The following is a 16,449-nucleotide window of genomic DNA, read 5'->3' on the forward strand; positions in this document are numbered from 1 at the left end:
GCGCAATGAGTACGAATAGGAGCAATGAATCTGGGAGCTTACGCTATGTTTGCCTGCTTTGGGGGTTAATCCTTTGCGCGGTGATATTAGCAGGGCGCCTGGCTTATTGGTACCTATCTGATGCAGAGTATTTTCCGATAACCACGATTAAGGTAGCTGCAAGTTATGAACATGTGACTCATAAGGAATTAGAAGATATTTTAGCAAAATATGTAGGCGATAGTTTTTTTGCGTTACCTGCAAGAGCATTACAAAGTGAACTGAATGAGCTGAGCTGGGTAGATACGGCGACTGTAGAGCGCGTTTGGCCAGATACATTAAAAATCAGGCTAATCGAAAAGAAACCCGTAGCAATTTGGGGTAATTCACTAATGACCGGAGATGGTCGGTTATTTAACGAAGGCTCTGATATTGGTGATTTAAGTCTACCAAAGTTAAAAGGACCCTCATCTCAGCAGCTAGACGTCTTACAAGTTTACGAAAAATTGAGTAAGATATTATCAATGTACGGATTGAATGCTACTGGACTGCATTTAAGAGATAACCAATCCTGGGTATTATTAATAGGAAATAACATAAAAATATACTTAGGAAAGAACGAGTTAGAAGCACGATTGCTGCGATTTTGTAAGGCATATCCAGCTGTATTTGCTCAAAAAATCGAGCAGTTGGCAAGTGTAGACTTACGCTATCCGCGTGGTATGGCAGTGCAGTGGAAACAACAAACGGAACGATAATGGCTAAGAAAATAGAAAAAAATATTATCACTGGCTTGGATATAGGCACCTCAAAAATTAATGCACTGATAGGTGAAGTATCCTCCGATGGAACAATCGAAGTAATTGGGATTGGTCGTCATCCTTCTCGTGGTTTAAAACGCGGTGTAGTCGTTGACATAGAGGCTACAGTGAATTCGATTCAGCGCGCAGTACAAGAGGCTGAGTTGATGGCTAATTGTGAAGTCAGAACAGTTTATGCTGGGATTGCTGGCAGCCACATACGCAGTTTAAATTCCCATGGAATAGTTGCTATTCGTGAAAAAGAAGTATCGCAAGCCGATGTAGAGCGCGTGATTGATGCGGCAAAGGCGGTTGCGATTCCTGCGGATCAAAAAATTCTGCATATCCTACCTCAAGAATTTATTATCGATTATCAAGGCAGTATTCGTGAGCCTGTAGGTATGGCCGGTGTTCGTCTTGAGTCACGAGTGCACTTGGTGACTGGCTCTGTGAGTGCGGCACAAAACATTGTGAAATGTGTTCGTCGCTGCGGTTTAGAGGTAAGTGATATTATTCTCGAGCAGCTGGCTTCAAGCCATGCAGTGCTTACGGATGATGAAAAAGATTTAGGCGTTTGCTTGATTGATATCGGTGCAGGAACTACAGACATTGCTATATTTTCTGAGGGGGCGATTCAGCATACAGCAGTAATTCCGATTGCAGGTGATCAAGTAACCAATGATATTGCAATGGCTTTACGTACACCAACTAAAGCAGCAGAAGCAATCAAATTAACGCATGCTTGTGCCTTACCTGAATTAGCAAATCCAACCCAAATGTTGGAAGTTGCCAGTGCTAATGAGCGACCAGGAAGAAAAATTTCAGCAAAAGCTTTAGCTGATGTTGTTTCAGCTCGTTACGAAGAATTATTTACTTTAGTGCGCAATGAGTTACGTCGCAGCGGTTTTGAAGATCGCATGGCTGCTGGCATTGTAATTACCGGTGGTGCTGCGAATGTTCATGGCGCGATTGAGCTGGCGGAGCTTTGTTTTGAAATGCCAGTACGTAAAGGCTATGCACAACACGTATCAGGCTTGGCTGAGGTTAGTGAAAATCCTGCCTTTGCTACGGGTGTAGGTTTGCTGTTGCACGGATACCAGCAACAATACGATGCACGCTACAACGTCCCTGCAATGAGTGAAAACTCTAAGGGTTTGTGGTTGCGTATGAAAGAATGGTTTCAAGGAAATTTTTAAGATATATGTAACTGGAAACGCTTTACCAATTAAGAGAGCGGAAGAGGAAATTTTTACTGGTTACTATTACAGAATAAACGTATGGGGAGCACGGTTATGTTTGAATTAATGGAAGGCCAACTGCAAGGTAGTAATGCAGTCATTAAGGTAGTTGGTGTCGGCGGCGGCGGTGGTAATGCTGTAGAGCACATGGTTGCTGAAAATATTGAAGGTGTTGAGTTTATTTGCGCGAATACAGATGCTCAAGCGTTAAGGGCGTCTAATGCAAAGATTCACATCCAGTTAGGTGATGAATTAACTAAAGGCTTAGGTGCTGGTGCAAACCCACAAATTGGCCGTGAAGCTGCTGAAGAAGATCGTGAATTAATTCGCGAAATACTTGCAGGTGCTGATATGGTATTTATTACTGCCGGAATGGGCGGTGGAACTGGAACTGGTGCTGCTCCTGTATTTGCAGAAATTGCCAAAGAGTTAGGAATTTTAACAGTTGCGATTGTGACTAAACCTTTTTCATTCGAAGGCAAGCAACGTGCTTTGGCTGCAGAAGAAGGCATTCGTCGCCTTGCAGAACATGTCGATTCATTAATTACCATACCTAACAATAAGTTGCTCAGTGTTTTAGGTAAAAATATTAGTTTATTAAATGCCTTTAAAGCGGCTAATAATGTATTACTCGGTGCAGTAAAAGGGATTTCAGATCTTATTACTCGCCCAGGTTTAATTAACGTCGACTTCGCGGACGTACGTACAGTAATGTCGGAAATGGGTATGGCGATGATGGGAACTGGTAGCGCAGTAGGTGAGCAACGCGCTCGTCAAGCTGCTGAAGCTGCAATTGCTTCTCCATTATTAGAAGACGTGAATTTCTCAGGCGCTCGTGGAATCCTGGTGAATATTACCGCAGGGCTTGATATGTCAATCGGTGAGTTTGAAGAGGTTGGCGACGTTGTTAAAGAATTTATTTCTGATGATGCAACAGTGGTTGTGGGAACAGTAATTGATCCAGATATGACTGATGAAATGCGAGTTACTGTGATTGTGACTGGCTTGGGTGATGCACGACAACGTCATCAACAAGCTCAACCACAACAAGCGTATCGTGCTCGTTTGGTTGAATCAATGAGAAGTGATGGTTCATTTGACTATCAAGAGCTAGATCGCCCAGCAGTAGTGCGTAAGCATGCCAGTTCGACTGCAGCAGCTTCCACAATGAAAGCAAATGGTGATCATGTTCCTGATGTTGATTATCTAGATATCCCTGCTTTTTTACGTCGTCAAGAAGAAGCGTAGTTAGGCATTACCGTAGTAGAGTAGACTTACCCGGGGTTTGTGATTCAAATTGCCCGGGTTTTGTTTTATTTTATTACATTATAAAAAAATAGACGAACTTATAATTTATTGGTAAAATCTCGAAGTTTTTTGCGCGTAAAATAATAATATTATGAGGAATAGGAACAAGGTGAGCACTGAATGATAAAACAAAGAACTCCTAAAAAAGTAATCCAGGCTACTGGCGTGGGATTGCATTCGGGTGAGAAAGTGCTTTTAACCCTGAGACCTGCTCCTGTTAATACTGGCATTGTTTTTCGACGCGTTGATCTTTCGCCTGTGGTTGAAATCCCTGCATCCTATGAGCATGTAGGCGATACGATGTTATGTACTACACTGCATCATGGCCAGGTTAAAATTGCTACTGTAGAGCATTTGCTTTCTGCTTTGGCTGGTTTAGGCATTGATAATGCATACATTGATGTTAATGCTCCTGAGCTTCCGATTATGGATGGCAGTGCCGCTCCTTTTGTATTTTTGATCCAATCGGCAGGCATTCGCGAGCAAAATGCACCAAAGAAATACATCCGCATTACTAAGCCCATTCGTGTAGAGGATAATGGGAAGTATGTGCAATTTTATCCATATAATGGGTATAAAATTTCCTTTACTATTGATTTTGATCATCCAGCATTCAATGATAAGCCACAAAAGGTAAGCTTTGATTTCTCTACAACTTCTTATGTTAGAGAAGTGTGCCGTGCGCGTACTTTTGGTTTTCTTTCTGATTATGAGAAGTTACGTGAGTGTGATTTAGCTAAAGGTGGTAGCCTGGATAATGCAATCGTAGTAGATGACTATCGAGTCCTTAATGAAGATGGGCTGCGTTTTGAATCTGAATTTGTAACTCATAAGGTTTTAGACGCGATCGGCGATCTTTATTTATTAGGTTCTAGTCTGATTGGTGCCTTTGAAGGGCATAAATCAGGGCATGAACTGAATAACAGATTATTACGTGAGTTAATGGTACGACAAGATGCGTGGGAATATACTACTTTTGACGCAGACGATTACCTCCCCGTAATGCATAATGAATTTTGCCCCGTAGAAGCCTAAACCCTCCTTATGAAATTAGCGTAGCCTGGTTGTTTGCAACCAGGTTTTCCTTTTAAGTTGTCTATTTATCTGAATCCTGTTTGAAATCCGCTTTTAGGAAAAACTGATTGCAAATAACGCTGATAGTATTGGTTTAAATTTAATCAACCCCAAGGTCAGAACTTGTATATTTACACACCAAAGTATAATATATGGCTATTTTATACTTATTTTGACCATGAATCCTTGGAGGATCTAATGCCAACTTACGCAATGAGCGCTTATGTAGATGCGCAGGCTAACGCCAAATTACCTGAGAACATAACGCTTGTCTTAACTACATGGGATGATTATCGTAATTTTTTAAGCATAAAAATTGAAAAGAAGGTAATTGCCTTGGATTTTAGTAACATAAAACTGTCTAAGGATGATGTAAGTAATTTAGTAATGGCACTTAACGAGTTACCCTCCATAAGCAAATTAACTCTAAGCAATTGTCAGCTTACCGATCTCCATGAAGAACTACTGGGCCAATTAAAGTATATTACTGATCTTGATTTAAATAATAATCTGTTACAACAGCCGGGGCTAAAAGTCCAAAAATTAAAATCACTGTGCTTAAATAATAATTCACAGCTGGATGTCTCGGTAGTACTATTAAACTTGAGTAAAGGTATTGGCACTTTAGAAAAACTTGATCTGGCTAATTGCAATGTTACAGACTCCGAACTAATTTCACTGGTTTCTATGTCATTTGGAATGTTGACAATCCTTGATTTGTCTAATAATTTTCTTAGTGACGAAGGGCAAGAATTTCTATTACAACGACAAAATCATAATACGTCGTTACAAGAAATCAATCTGCTAGGAAATATGGGCATTACTTCCTTACAAATAATTCCCTTTGCCTCTGAAGATAATAGTCATCTCATCGCGGAAAGTTTTTTACCTCGCTTAGAACAGCAAATAAAAACTGCTCGAGAGAAATTAGATAAATTAAGTCCACAACCCGAACCTGAAGCATCCTCTTCTCAAGCGTCATCCTCTAAAGCCTCATCGCCGAAATTAGTTCCTGTAAATTTATTTAAAGGAGCTACGAAAAATGCTTCTGAACAGTTAAAAGTATTAGAAAAGTTAATGGATATGCAGGCTATTGTGATTAAAAAATTAACATTAAGTCGTGAATCATTATCCCTTGATAAAATAGAGCGTATGCAAAAGCAAATAGAAACATACCTTCAACAATTTATGGATGCCAAAAAAGCGAAGGTTGTACAGCATCAAAATAGCCCTCGTTCAGCTTCACCAGATTTTAGCAAAAGCAGACCACGTTCACCGAGTTCTCCGAGGTCACCAAGCTCTCCACGAACTGGCTCTATGCGTAATATGTCAAAATTTTTTGATACACAGCAAACTTCTATGGGTATAGCTGAAAGTGATTTGGCATTGAAGCTTATTACTGGGAAACAAATAGACTTTGCTACAAAACTGGTTACCGCTCAAGAAAACTTAATAAGTTATCTGAAATCTCAGATTAATGAACAGTTGCCTGAACAAGTGCGCACATTAAGATTGGGCTAATCGAATTTAAAGCGATGAATTTTGCTTGATACTAACGTATAGAGAGAGTAAGTTTATTATTTTAAATGAATAATAAACTTATCTTCATTATAGTTTGAGGCAGCTGAAGTCGGAATTTGTACTTGGGGCGTGTAGAGACTCAGAATTACATTTTGAGAGCTATTCACGTTTGGGGACATTCTGCGGCACGTCAATGGAAAAAAGGGCTTATTTCCCAGCGCTTCTTCGCCAATAGACTATAATTTTAAGTTGACGCAAAAGGAGCCGTAGAATGACATTCAAAATTAAAGTATTAACTCTAGCCTTGTTATGCACCTCACCTGCATTTTCTGCAAATGTGGATACCGCGGAAAAGCAAATGGCTGATGCACTACATATGGATTGGTTAGATACTAATGTCTCACCGGCTGAAGATTTTTATTCCTATGCAAATAAGAATTGGCAAAAAAATAATCCTATTCCTCCCGAATACCCAAGTTGGGGCAGTTTTAATATAGTACATGATAAAGTGCAGGATATTGTGCATCAAATGCTAATTAAAGCAGCAGCGAATACTAAAGCAAAGCCTGGCAGCATTGAGCAAAAAGTAGGTGATTTTTATTTCAGCGGTATGGATGAGGCAAATATTAACAAATTAGGTGTAACGCCTTTACAGCCAGAATTTCATCGTATTCAAAATATTAAAAATTTAACGGATCTACAAAATGAAATTGCCCACTTACATCAAATCGGTGTCGGTGCTTTTTTTGCTTTTGGCAGCATGCAAGATTATAAAAACAGTAGCGAAATGATTGCTGCTGTCGTGCAAGGTGGCTTAGGGCTTCCTGATCGGGATTATTACTTAAAAGATACGCCCAAATTTAAACAGATTCGCGACGCTTATGTGGCGCATATTGCTAAAATGTTTGAGTTATTAGGTGATAACCCTGAGAAAGCGGCTGCTGAGGCACAGCGCGTAATGGAATTAGAAACACAACTTGCAAAAGCCTCAATGTCGCAAGTTGAGCAACGTGATCCACATGCGGTTTATCATATTATGGATAAAGCTCAATTAGAGGAAATTACCCCTAATTTTTCTTGGCCAGCTTATTTTACGGCTATGGGGCAAGATAATCTCAAAAGTATTAATATGGCAATGCCAAACTTTTTCAAAGCACTCAATGAGCAACTTAAAACCGTACCACTCCAAGATTGGCAAACCTATTTACGTTGGCAGTTAATTGATACTTATGCGCCTTATTTATCTAAGCCTTTTGTTGATGAAAACTTTAAGATGGCAACCGCCTTAACTGGTACAGAAAAAATACTTCCTCGTTGGAAACGGGTAGTAGGTACTGAGAATGCGGCCTTAGGATTTGCTATTGGTAAGATGTATGTAGAACGTTACTTCTCACCAGAGGCGAAAAAACAAGCTTTAGATTTACTGAAAAATATCCGCTATGTCTTACGTGAGGACATTAAGAGTCTTGCTTGGATGACTCCGGCTACTCGCGAGGCTGCGTTGAAAAAATTAGACTTAATGGAAGAACGCGTAGGTTATCCTTCAAAATGGTGGGATTATTCGTCATTGAAGGTAGATCGAGGCCCTTATGTGTTGAATGTGCTTCGTGCGAATCAGTTTTTAGTAAAGCGTGATATTAATAAAATTGGCAAACCTATTGAGCGCAGTGAATGGGGAATGACACCACAAACCATTAATGCCTATTACGATCCTTCCATGAATAACTTAAATATCCCAGCAGGAATTTTGCAGCCACCATTTTTTGACCCTAACGCACCTGCGGCAGTGAATTATGGGGCCATTGGTTTTGTTATGGGGCATGAAATGACCCATGGTTTTGATGATCAAGGAGCTCAATTTGATGGTCATGGGAATCTAAAAAATTGGTGGACTCCTAGTGATTTAACTAAATTCAAAGCGGCAACCCAATGTATTATTGATCAATATTCCCAATATGTAGTGAATGGCGATTTACATGTACAAGGAAAATTAGTTGTGGGTGAAGCTGCTGCTGATTTAGGCGGGATCACTTTAGCATATCGAGCATTTCATCATTCCGATGCTTACAAAAAGGCAAAAACAATTGATGGCATGACTCCTGATCAACAATTCTTTTTGGGTACCGCTCATGTTTGGGCAATGAACATGCGGCCTCAACAATTACAGAATCAGGTGACAACCGATCCTCATCCGCCAGCAAAATACCGCGTTAATGGAAGTTTAGCGAATATCCCGCAGTTCCAAGAGGCGTTTAATATTCCTAACAATAGCCCCATGGTGAATGCAACTCGTTGTGTTATTTGGTAACGACTTAAAGAGTTTGCTGTGCTCATAGCCTCCGGGATTCCTCAGAGCACAGCGTAATACGGGCTACTATTCATCTATACCAAAAGTAGTAATTAATCTTACTAAAGGTTGGCATTTATGAACTTTAACCAGTTATTAATGGCTATTTTAATGTTGGTTTTATTCTTCTTGGTGAATGAATATATTCCTTTAGCCCCCATTATTAATCTGCTGTTTAATTGCGTGATGATCGCAATAATTGTTGTTTACGTGATGCAATTTATCGGGGTAATTAAATCGGTTTTACCTGCGCCTAAATTATTTAAATAAGCCTTACCCTAGATATTTCTTTGATGTATGATGGATTTGGAAGACAGAAACGCTAGTATATTTAAAAAATATCTTTTTGGGTAAAATCGAATAACTTGTTCTATATATTAGGATAAGTGTGTTTTTTTGGAGCAAAAAACAGAGGGAGGTATTATGATAAGGAACCCAATACAAATATTTAGTGGCATCATGTTTACAGTGTTTTCTTTGCAAGCTTTTGCTGAAGAAAATATTCGCATTACCGTCAAAACAAAAGAATATACTGCTGCAGGTATCGGTTATTCTGTGGATGGGCAGCGCTCAGGCGCGATTGGTAAATCATACACAGGCACAGGTTCCAAAAATCGGACCTATGTTTTTGGCTATAGAAAAAATTCTATTGTTGGTGCGAATATTACTTGCGGTTCCCGAGTTTTAACTAAAGATACGACTGTTACATTGGTTACTAAAGGTGAGCAGTGTCTTAGTGTGATCGAAGAATAATGTAAGTTATTCCCCGTATTTGAAGCGCGAAAATACGGGGAAATAGAAAACACCCATTTCCTACCTTATAAAAATTAGAGATAATTAGCATAAGAATTTCTAAAGATATTAATTATGAATAAAAATATAACTGCTATCCGTATAGCGACGGTACAGGATGCAGAAGCAATCTCTCAAGTGCATATTTGTTCTTGGCAAAAGATGTATAAGGAGTTCATTCCTGAAGAAGTTTTAATAAACTTGTCTTTAAGTGAGCGTACCCAACAATGGTCTGAGTTAATCGATCAGAATGTACGAGTATTAATTTGTGAGCAGGAGCAGCAAGTTATTGGTTTTGCAAGTATTTGCGCTTTTCGTGGCAACAGTGCACAGAGTGCGTTCGGAGAAATAAGTGCTATTTATTTGCATCCCGATTATTGGCGTATGGGCTTAGGTACCCAATTATGCTTGGCTGCAATGTCGGAATTAGTGGCATTGGGGTATAAAAAGGTTGGGCTGTGGGTATTGGAAGAGAATGGCCAGGCACGGAATTTTTATGAGGCACTAGGTTTTAAGCTTTCAGAGTCTACTAAATTTGAAGAGTTTTATGAGGGGGGCGCTTTATTAAAAGAAGTGCTTTATGTAAAAACTCTTTAATGTTTGCAAGTGGCGGGGAAATAAATTCATATTTGAACCCCTATCTTTCAATTTAAACTCAGCTGTTATTGCGAACGCAGCGAAGCAATCCAGGGGTTCCGTGTTTCGAACTTCTGGGTTTTTCATCAGTTACCAATAGACACTAAGTCCCGCAGAATGTTTGCGCCACTCGCTCTTCAGGCTGTGGTAACGACTGCAAATGTTCCGTGTCGGCTTGTTGTTGATAAGGATTTTTTAAGACCAGCAAGAGCGTATCCAATAAACTACGATCATCCTCCTTAATAAAATGATTAATCGCATTTTCTACTAAATGATTTCTTGGAATATAAGCCGGATTAACCTGATTCATCTTGTCTTTTATAATTTTAATATCTATCGCTTGCTGTCTGACATAATTAGACCAATCGTTAACCCATTGTTCACTTTGAGTTTGTCCTCCTAAGGTTTGAATTAAATTTTTTCGCTGTTCTGGAGAATCAATTGCTTGGCTTAACATCCTGAAGGTATTGGTAAAATCAGGGTTATGCTGTTGTAACAAAGCAAAAAATAGTTCAATAAGCTTCACGGTTTGCTCATTCAGCTCTTGCAATCCCAGCTTAACCCGTATTTTAGAACTCCAATAATGATGAAAACGGGCCGGAAAGGAGTGGAGAATGTCATCTAAAGTGCGTTGTTCCTGTTCATTAAATAAAGGCTGCATCGTGAAACGAAGGACGGTTAAATTCCAGTGCGCCATGGCTGGTTGCTGGCCAAAAGCATAGCGGCCCATGGTGTCAATTGAGCTATATACACGCTCAAAATCAAATTCATCCATAAACGCACAAGGGCCATAATCTAGGGTTTCTCCAGAAATTGCCATATTATCCGTATTCATAACTCCATGGATAAAACCAACCCCCATCCATTCGGCCATAAGCCTTGCTTGACGCTCGACAATTGCTTTAAATAATTCCAGGTAGGGGGCATTTTGGATCAATAATTCTGGAAAATGCCGTTCTAATGCATAGTCAGCTAAACATTTTAAAAGATGTGTATCTTTTTGAGTCGCGGCATATTCAAAGGAGCCTACACGTAAACTACTGGCAGCAATACGTGTGAGCACTCCTGCCGGGACTAACCCTGTTTGTCGATATATTTTTTCATCAGAGGCAATTGCTGCAAGGCAGCGGGTTGTAGGAATAGTTAATCCATGCATTGCTTCGCTAATGATATATTCTCTTAATACTGCTGAAAGTGGCGCTCTACCATCGCCATTGCGAGAAAATCGTGTTCTTCCTGAACCTTTTAATTGCATATCCCAGCGGATTCCATCGTTTGCGACAATTTCGCCGAGCATGATGGCACGACCATCACCAAGAACAGAGACGAAATGACCAAATTGGTGGCCAGAGTAAGCTAAGGCAATACTCTGTAACTGTGGGGGTACCCAATTACCAGCATAAATTGCTAATGCTTCTTCTTTGCTATAGGGCACGGTATGGCATCCACCAAGAGCTACCGCTAATTCGTGATTGAATTGCACCAGAGAGGGATTTCTAATAGGAGTGGGGATAATTTTTTCATAAAAATTATCAGGTAGTTGCAAATACGATGTCGTAGTAATATTGGGGATCAAAACAAATCAGCCTATAAAAAACTTCTTATTACCTATTATAGTTCCGGAGTTGTTGGAGCTAAAGGGCTAGTCTACTATTTACTATACTTAATAGGATTAGTACACGCGGTCGCGTGATTACCAAGGCGTTAAAAATGAACAAACAAGTGGTTCTTATTACTGGAGCTCTTGCGGGTATTGGTAGAGCAACAGCTTTTGCTTTTGCTCGTGAGGGAGCCAAGCTCATTATTTCTGGACGCCGACAAGAAGAGGGTGATTCGTTGGCAAAAGAGTTAAGCGCATTGGGTGCTGAAGCGGAGTTTGTACGTGCTGATGTTCGCAATGAGGGCGACGTTAAGGCCTTAGTGGAACAGGCTATAAAACGTTTTGGCCGTTTGGATGTTGCGGTGAATAATGCCGGGATAGAAGGGGAGCAAACGCCAATAGTTGAAAGTACTGTTGAGAGTTTTCATATGGTATTTGATACAAATGTGGTTGGCGTGCTTTTCTGTCTTAAATATGAATTGCAAGCGATGATCCCACAAGGTTCAGGCTCTATTATTAATATTTCTTCTGTTGCCGGTAAAAAAGGCTTTCCAGGGGCCTCTATTTACTGTGCCAGCAAACATGCTGTTGATGGCTTAACTAAAGTGGCTGCGCTTGAAGCTGCTGGTGCTAACGTGCGGGTGAATGCCGTTGCTCCTGGTCCAGTTGCTACCGCAATGTTTGAGCGTTTTGCAGCGACAGATGAAGTAAAAGATGTATTGATTAATCAGGTTCCCTTAAAGCGTCTTGGACGACCTGATGAAATCGCCAAGACTATTGTCTTTTTAGTCTCGGATCAAGCCCCCTATATTACAGGCCAATTCATCGGGGTTGATGGTGGATTAATGGCTTAAAAATATATTGAACCGGCTTTATTTTGAGGTTGGTATTATGGTGATGCAATAACAATAATGCCAATCTTTCACAACCTATGGCTTAGCTGAGATAGACTTTCGGTGGTTGGGTGGGTATTTTTTTTCCACTTTGTTTTTTAACTTTCCCGCAGGAGCCTACCGTATGGTTAAGCCAAAAAATGATGCTACATTTTGTCAATTAAATAAAGAAGAGGTTCATGCTGAGTTATCCCATGATGTCCAAAGTTTGTCGTTTCGAGCTTCTTAATGAGAATGATGCATTTTATCCTTCAAAAAAATTAGTAAATAGGGTAAAAGGTGCCTCTGATTTTATAAGAAGTAAGGAACCGAATAATAATGAAAAAAAAATGGTCAAAATTAACCTTAACTACTCTAGCAGTTTTAACATTAACCACTTATGCTGCAAATGCCTCTTTAGCTGAGCGCTTCACATTGAATGCATCAATTGGTTATTTAGCTGGAAAATCACAAGAGTTCGTGTATAGCGACGATGGCGCTGAAAAACTAAGTCAATTAAATTGGAAAATTAATGGTGCTGCCGTAATCAAGGGGGAAGGGAATTACAAATTGTTGCCCTGGCTTGATTTTAATGCGCAAGGATGGATAACTTTAGCCCGTGGTGATGCAGTAATGGATGATTATGATTGGTTAAACCCATTCGAAAAACATTGGAGTGACTGGTCGCACAGTAAAGACACTGATTTACGCCAAGCGAATGAATTTGACTTCAACCTCAGAGCGCATTTTTTTAAACTCTCATCAGTACAATTGGCTGCCATGGTTGGATATCAACGAACTTTATTCAGTTTCTTAGCCAAAGGTGGGTGTTATATTTATGATGATGGTGCGAACGTTGGTTGCTTCGCCGATGGTGAAAAGGGGATTGGCTATAAACAAACCTTTAGTACTCCTTATATCGGTATATTAGGTAATTATCGCATAAATGCTTATGAACTTAATGCCCTGTTTAAATACAGTAGCTGGGTCACTGCAAAAGATGTAGATCAGCATTATATGCGCGATCTTACGTTTCATGATGGTGGACACAATTTTGAGTTTTATAACGTTACGGTTAATGCTGGTTATTATGTAAGGCCGCAGATTAAACTCTTTGCCGAAGGGGCTTTTAGTTATGTGCCTAATAAGCTTGCGGGCACGAACATAAGAGATAATGTAACGCATGAAGAAGCTTATATTCCTGCGAGTGCGGGACTAAATAATAAAAATATGGTGCTTTCTGTGGGTATCCAATACAAAGGTATGGCGGGATGATTGCAGTAAAAAGAAAGAAAAACAAGGAATGCAATTGAAAGATTTCTATACATTAGGTAGACTGTTGAGTCAAATCGATGACTTGGAGAATCTAATGACTAAAGATGAAATGATTTGCCGTATCCTTCGTTACGTAACCCAGAAACCAAGTGCACAAAAGACTTGCTGCGGTTAATGAGCATGGAACTTATGCACATACTGAGCTACCGTAATCCTGCGGTAGTCAGCTATTTTTGCCATCACCATCCTGAGTTTAGTATGCAAGAGGGAGAGCTTTTGTTTGCTGATCTTTTGGCATGGTTATGGCTCAATCACCAACGAGCAAAACAGGGTAAAAAAACATACCTCTTTGGCCCTTTGCTTATTCTTGACCAGTTATGGCATGCCTTCATTTTGCATACCAGGGACTATGTACATTTTTCTCAGCATTATTTTGGCGCCTATATGCATCATGATGTTGAACCGATTGGTTTTGAGCATTTCATGGAAGAAGATGAATTGCGAGATTATCTGCAAGATTGCTTCGGCTATTTAGGTGAAGAATGGGTTGCTCGACGCTTCGCGGACGCGCTTTAAGTACTCTCTGCTAAATGCAGTAAGGCTTTCTGTAAGGGCTCATAACTACAGTGCTGACTTTCACTTAGAATTACTTCTTTGGCTTTCGCTGATAATTGCTGTTTTTTCGGCTCTACGGTTTTTTCATACTGCACAACAGGAGCAACTACAGAAACTTTAATGGAGAGCAATTGATAGAGGCCTGATTTACGTAAATTATCACGTAGCTCAGGAATTAAATAACGTAACTGCGATGACCAGGCGGAATTAGCTGTGGTAATTAATAAACAGCCTTTATTAAAACTTCCCACTTGGCACTCTTTAGCTAATTCCTCTGGAAGAAATTGGCGTAGCTTACTAGATAGATCTTCCAACTGTAATGAACGCTGGCAAAGGTCAACGAGTTGTTTATTCAGGCAACGATTTATAGAGCGCATGGTTTTATCTTTATTTAAACGGGATCAACTATAGAATAGCAAATTCAGACGAAATACAATATTATATTTTTATATAGATGGTCGTTAAAAGTACAATTATGCTTTTCAGTTGAGGTTTTTTGGGCATCTGCTAGGGATTTTAAGAATATAGGTGAATAATGATTGATAAAAAAACAGACAGTAATGTTGTCTATTTTACCCGAATGCATTGGATTATATTTTTTTGGCCTAGCCTCGCTTTGGGGGGGGCTTTGGGGTTAACATCGTATGTCCCTCATTTACGTGAGGTCGGGTATGGGCTGACAGTCTTTGCTTTAGCATGGATGTTTATGACTTGGGTTACGTATTACTTTTCCTCGTTGACTATAAAGACGAATCAGGTCATTTTGCGTACTGGGGTTGTGGTCAGACGAACCATTGATATCCCTTTAAGTAAGATCGAAGCAATCGATATACGCCAATCGATCATGGGCAGTATTTTACGTTATGGGATGGTGTCGATTACTGGTACCGGAGGAACACGTCGCGTTATTAATTATTTAAATAACCCATTAACGTGCAGACGTTATATCGAACAATTAATGGATCAGCTTCATAACAATAGTTAATAGATCAAAACGATGTCATCCCTTATGGTGCGTGGGATGACATACTCCAAATTACTTCTAAATACGAGCTAATAATTCGTCTTTTGTTTGTTGATCAACAAAAGCTGCTTCAATTGCCATATGTGTAATTGCATTCATGGTCTCATCGCTATAATGGTATGATTCCTGGACGCGTTGATATTCTAGCCCAAGTGTTGTACTCATAAATGGAGGATCATCTGAACTAATAGAGATCTTCATGCCTGCTTCATAAAATTTAGGGAAGGGGTGGCTATTCATGTCTTTAAATAAACCTAAAAAGATATTGCTGGTTGGGCAAACCTCTAAGGTAATTCCTCTATCTTTAACCATTGCCATGGTTTCTGGAGAGTAAATTGAATTAACGCCGTGTCCAATACGTGTGATAGGGAGGTTCTCCATCGCTTCCACCATGCCACTTGCGGGAGCAAACTCTCCGGCATGAACGGTGCATCCTAAACCGGCATCTGCGGCAATTTGATAAGCTTTGGCAAATTGCTTCGGAGGGAAGTTTGCTTCATCACCACCTAAACCAAAACCGGTAACACAAGGGAAAATATCTTTATGAGCTTGTCGTGCTAAACGCTCAGCAGCGTCAACACCAAAATGACGGACTGCAATGAGGATAATCCGTCCTACAATATTAAATTGTATTTTAGCATCATTAATAGCTTGTTGAATTGCGACCAGGTGTTCTGCAGAAGGAATACCACTAGAAAGTTCGGCATGATCAGGAGAATAGGACATTTCAACATAAATGGCATTTTCTTCGGCCCGAGCTTTTAAGTAGTCGAAGGTAATATCATAATAATCACGTGGATCTTTGATTACAGCAGCAAGTGTGTCGTACACCTTAAGAAAGTCTAGAAAGTCTTTAGACAAATAGCTTTTTCCATCGGGGGCAACAAGTCCAGAAGGTAGCGTTAATTTATTTCGGTGGGCTAATGCTGCGGCTAGATCCGGAGTAATTGTGCCTTCTAAGTGGACATGCAGTTCTGCTTTTTTTAAGCTCATGATTTGCCTCGATGTTTTCTTTAAATGTTGACAATGGTAACTTAGATGAAAAAGTTATAAAATAGCTGTTTTAGTAATGTGCGAATTTTGGATTGATTATGAATAGCAATGATATAGATAAAGCTTATGTAAGCCCTTATGATAAATTTTTATTTGAATTTGATGCAACTCATAGTAAGTCAGAATCACAAATCAAAGAAATTACTAAACACAAACGTTTAGATAACATTCGTGATAATAAAGATCATCAAGAGCAAAAAGGGGAGATTTGGGAAGGATTCTAAGCATTCTTACCTAAGTACCCATTTGACTTATTTATAATAGCTCAGAGTGTTCTATCTTACTGAGCTATTGTTTTCTTGCACGCGTCAATTT

At 39.7% G+C, this 16,449-nt stretch carries 17 protein-coding genes; 14 read left to right on the plus strand and 3 right to left on the minus strand.

Annotated features, from left to right (window positions below; all coding sequences use genetic code 11):
- The first annotated feature begins 5 nt into the window (after positions 1–5).
- The 9 genes from J2N86_RS02200 to J2N86_RS02240 all read left to right on the plus strand — a co-directional run bounded on the left by J2N86_RS02200 (position 6) and on the right by J2N86_RS02240 (position 9,656).
- Complete coding sequence (locus J2N86_RS02200; protein ID WP_252580640.1) at positions 6–737, plus strand: cell division protein FtsQ/DivIB; 732 nt, start codon at positions 6–8, stop codon at positions 735–737.
- Entirely contained in the window at positions 737–1,975 is a 1,239-nt protein-coding gene (ftsA, locus tag J2N86_RS02205) for a cell division protein FtsA (protein WP_252580642.1), read from the plus strand. The genes J2N86_RS02200 and ftsA overlap by 1 nt, the downstream gene beginning before the upstream one ends.
- Positions 1,976–2,071: 96 nt before the next feature.
- A complete protein-coding gene (gene ftsZ / locus J2N86_RS02210; protein ID WP_252580643.1) occupies positions 2,072–3,265 on the plus strand; it encodes a cell division protein FtsZ in 1,194 nt (397 codons plus the stop codon).
- A 180-nt stretch (positions 3,266–3,445) separates the two neighbouring features.
- Positions 3,446–4,360: a UDP-3-O-acyl-N-acetylglucosamine deacetylase gene (gene lpxC, locus J2N86_RS02215; protein ID WP_058533148.1), complete on the plus strand. Its 915-nt coding sequence runs from the start codon at positions 3,446–3,448 to the stop codon at positions 4,358–4,360.
- Positions 4,361–4,597: 237 nt separating this feature from the next.
- Positions 4,598–5,920: a leucine-rich repeat domain-containing protein gene (locus J2N86_RS02220; RefSeq protein WP_252580644.1), complete on the plus strand. Its 1,323-nt coding sequence runs from the start codon at positions 4,598–4,600 to the stop codon at positions 5,918–5,920.
- A 271-nt stretch (positions 5,921–6,191) separates the two neighbouring features.
- Positions 6,192–8,228, plus strand: coding sequence for a M13 family metallopeptidase (locus J2N86_RS02225; RefSeq protein ID WP_252580646.1), 2,037 nt, complete (start codon positions 6,192–6,194; stop codon positions 8,226–8,228).
- A gap of 117 nt (positions 8,229–8,345) precedes the next feature.
- Positions 8,346–8,537: a Thivi_2564 family membrane protein gene (locus J2N86_RS02230; RefSeq protein WP_252580648.1), complete on the plus strand. Its 192-nt coding sequence runs from the start codon at positions 8,346–8,348 to the stop codon at positions 8,535–8,537.
- Positions 8,538–8,690: 153 nt separating this feature from the next.
- Positions 8,691–9,020 carry a hypothetical protein gene (locus J2N86_RS02235; protein ID WP_252580650.1) on the plus strand — a complete coding sequence of 110 codons (330 nt, stop codon included), beginning with the start codon at positions 8,691–8,693 and terminating at the stop codon, positions 9,018–9,020.
- A gap of 114 nt (positions 9,021–9,134) precedes the next feature.
- Positions 9,135–9,656 carry a GNAT family N-acetyltransferase gene (locus J2N86_RS02240; protein WP_252580652.1) on the plus strand — a complete coding sequence of 174 codons (522 nt, stop codon included), beginning with the start codon at positions 9,135–9,137 and terminating at the stop codon, positions 9,654–9,656.
- Positions 9,657–9,798: 142 nt separating this feature from the next.
- Here J2N86_RS02240 and J2N86_RS02245 read toward each other — a convergent pair whose 3' ends face one another.
- Positions 9,799–11,271 (minus strand): protein adenylyltransferase SelO, encoded by a 1,473-nt coding sequence (locus J2N86_RS02245; protein WP_252580654.1) that lies wholly within the window; start codon positions 11,269–11,271, stop codon positions 9,799–9,801.
- A 134-nt stretch (positions 11,272–11,405) separates the two neighbouring features.
- On the opposite strand from J2N86_RS02245, the gene J2N86_RS02250 reads away from it, so the two are divergent.
- The 3 genes from J2N86_RS02250 to J2N86_RS02260 all read left to right on the plus strand — a co-directional run bounded on the left by J2N86_RS02250 (position 11,406) and on the right by J2N86_RS02260 (position 14,018).
- Complete coding sequence (locus J2N86_RS02250; protein ID WP_252580655.1) at positions 11,406–12,149, plus strand: SDR family NAD(P)-dependent oxidoreductase; 744 nt, start codon at positions 11,406–11,408, stop codon at positions 12,147–12,149.
- Between the two features lie 357 nt (positions 12,150–12,506).
- Positions 12,507–13,442, plus strand: a complete 936-nt coding sequence (locus J2N86_RS02255) for an omptin family outer membrane protease (RefSeq protein WP_252580657.1) — start codon at positions 12,507–12,509, stop codon at positions 13,440–13,442.
- Between the two features lie 174 nt (positions 13,443–13,616).
- The gene (locus J2N86_RS02260; protein ID WP_252580658.1) at positions 13,617–14,018 is read left to right on the plus strand and encodes a glycine-rich domain-containing protein; all 402 of its coding nucleotides are present in this window, start codon (positions 13,617–13,619) and stop codon (positions 14,016–14,018) included.
- Here the strand turns inward: J2N86_RS02260 and J2N86_RS02265 are convergent.
- On the minus strand, positions 14,015–14,434 hold the full coding sequence (locus tag J2N86_RS02265) for a DUF721 domain-containing protein (protein ID WP_252580660.1): 420 nt from the start codon (positions 14,432–14,434) through the stop codon (positions 14,015–14,017). The two genes, J2N86_RS02260 and J2N86_RS02265, sit on opposite strands and share 4 nt — an antisense overlap.
- A gap of 158 nt (positions 14,435–14,592) precedes the next feature.
- On the opposite strand from J2N86_RS02265, the gene J2N86_RS02270 reads away from it, so the two are divergent.
- Positions 14,593–15,042 carry a PH domain-containing protein gene (locus tag J2N86_RS02270; RefSeq protein WP_252580662.1) on the plus strand — a complete coding sequence of 150 codons (450 nt, stop codon included), beginning with the start codon at positions 14,593–14,595 and terminating at the stop codon, positions 15,040–15,042.
- Positions 15,043–15,099: 57 nt separating this feature from the next.
- On the opposite strand, the gene J2N86_RS02275 is transcribed toward J2N86_RS02270, so the two are convergent.
- The gene (locus J2N86_RS02275; RefSeq protein ID WP_252580664.1) at positions 15,100–16,074 is read right to left on the minus strand and encodes an adenosine deaminase; all 975 of its coding nucleotides are present in this window, start codon (positions 16,072–16,074) and stop codon (positions 15,100–15,102) included.
- 98 nt (positions 16,075–16,172) lie between these two features.
- Between J2N86_RS02275 and J2N86_RS02280 the strand changes: the two genes are divergently transcribed.
- Positions 16,173–16,358 carry a CBU_0585 family protein gene (locus J2N86_RS02280; protein ID WP_133136938.1) on the plus strand — a complete coding sequence of 62 codons (186 nt, stop codon included), beginning with the start codon at positions 16,173–16,175 and terminating at the stop codon, positions 16,356–16,358.
- Positions 16,359–16,449: the final 91 nt, after the last annotated feature.

The sequence above is a fragment of the Legionella lytica genome, from assembly GCF_023921225.1.
Classification (GTDB): Bacteria; Pseudomonadota; Gammaproteobacteria; order Legionellales; family Legionellaceae; genus Legionella; species Legionella lytica.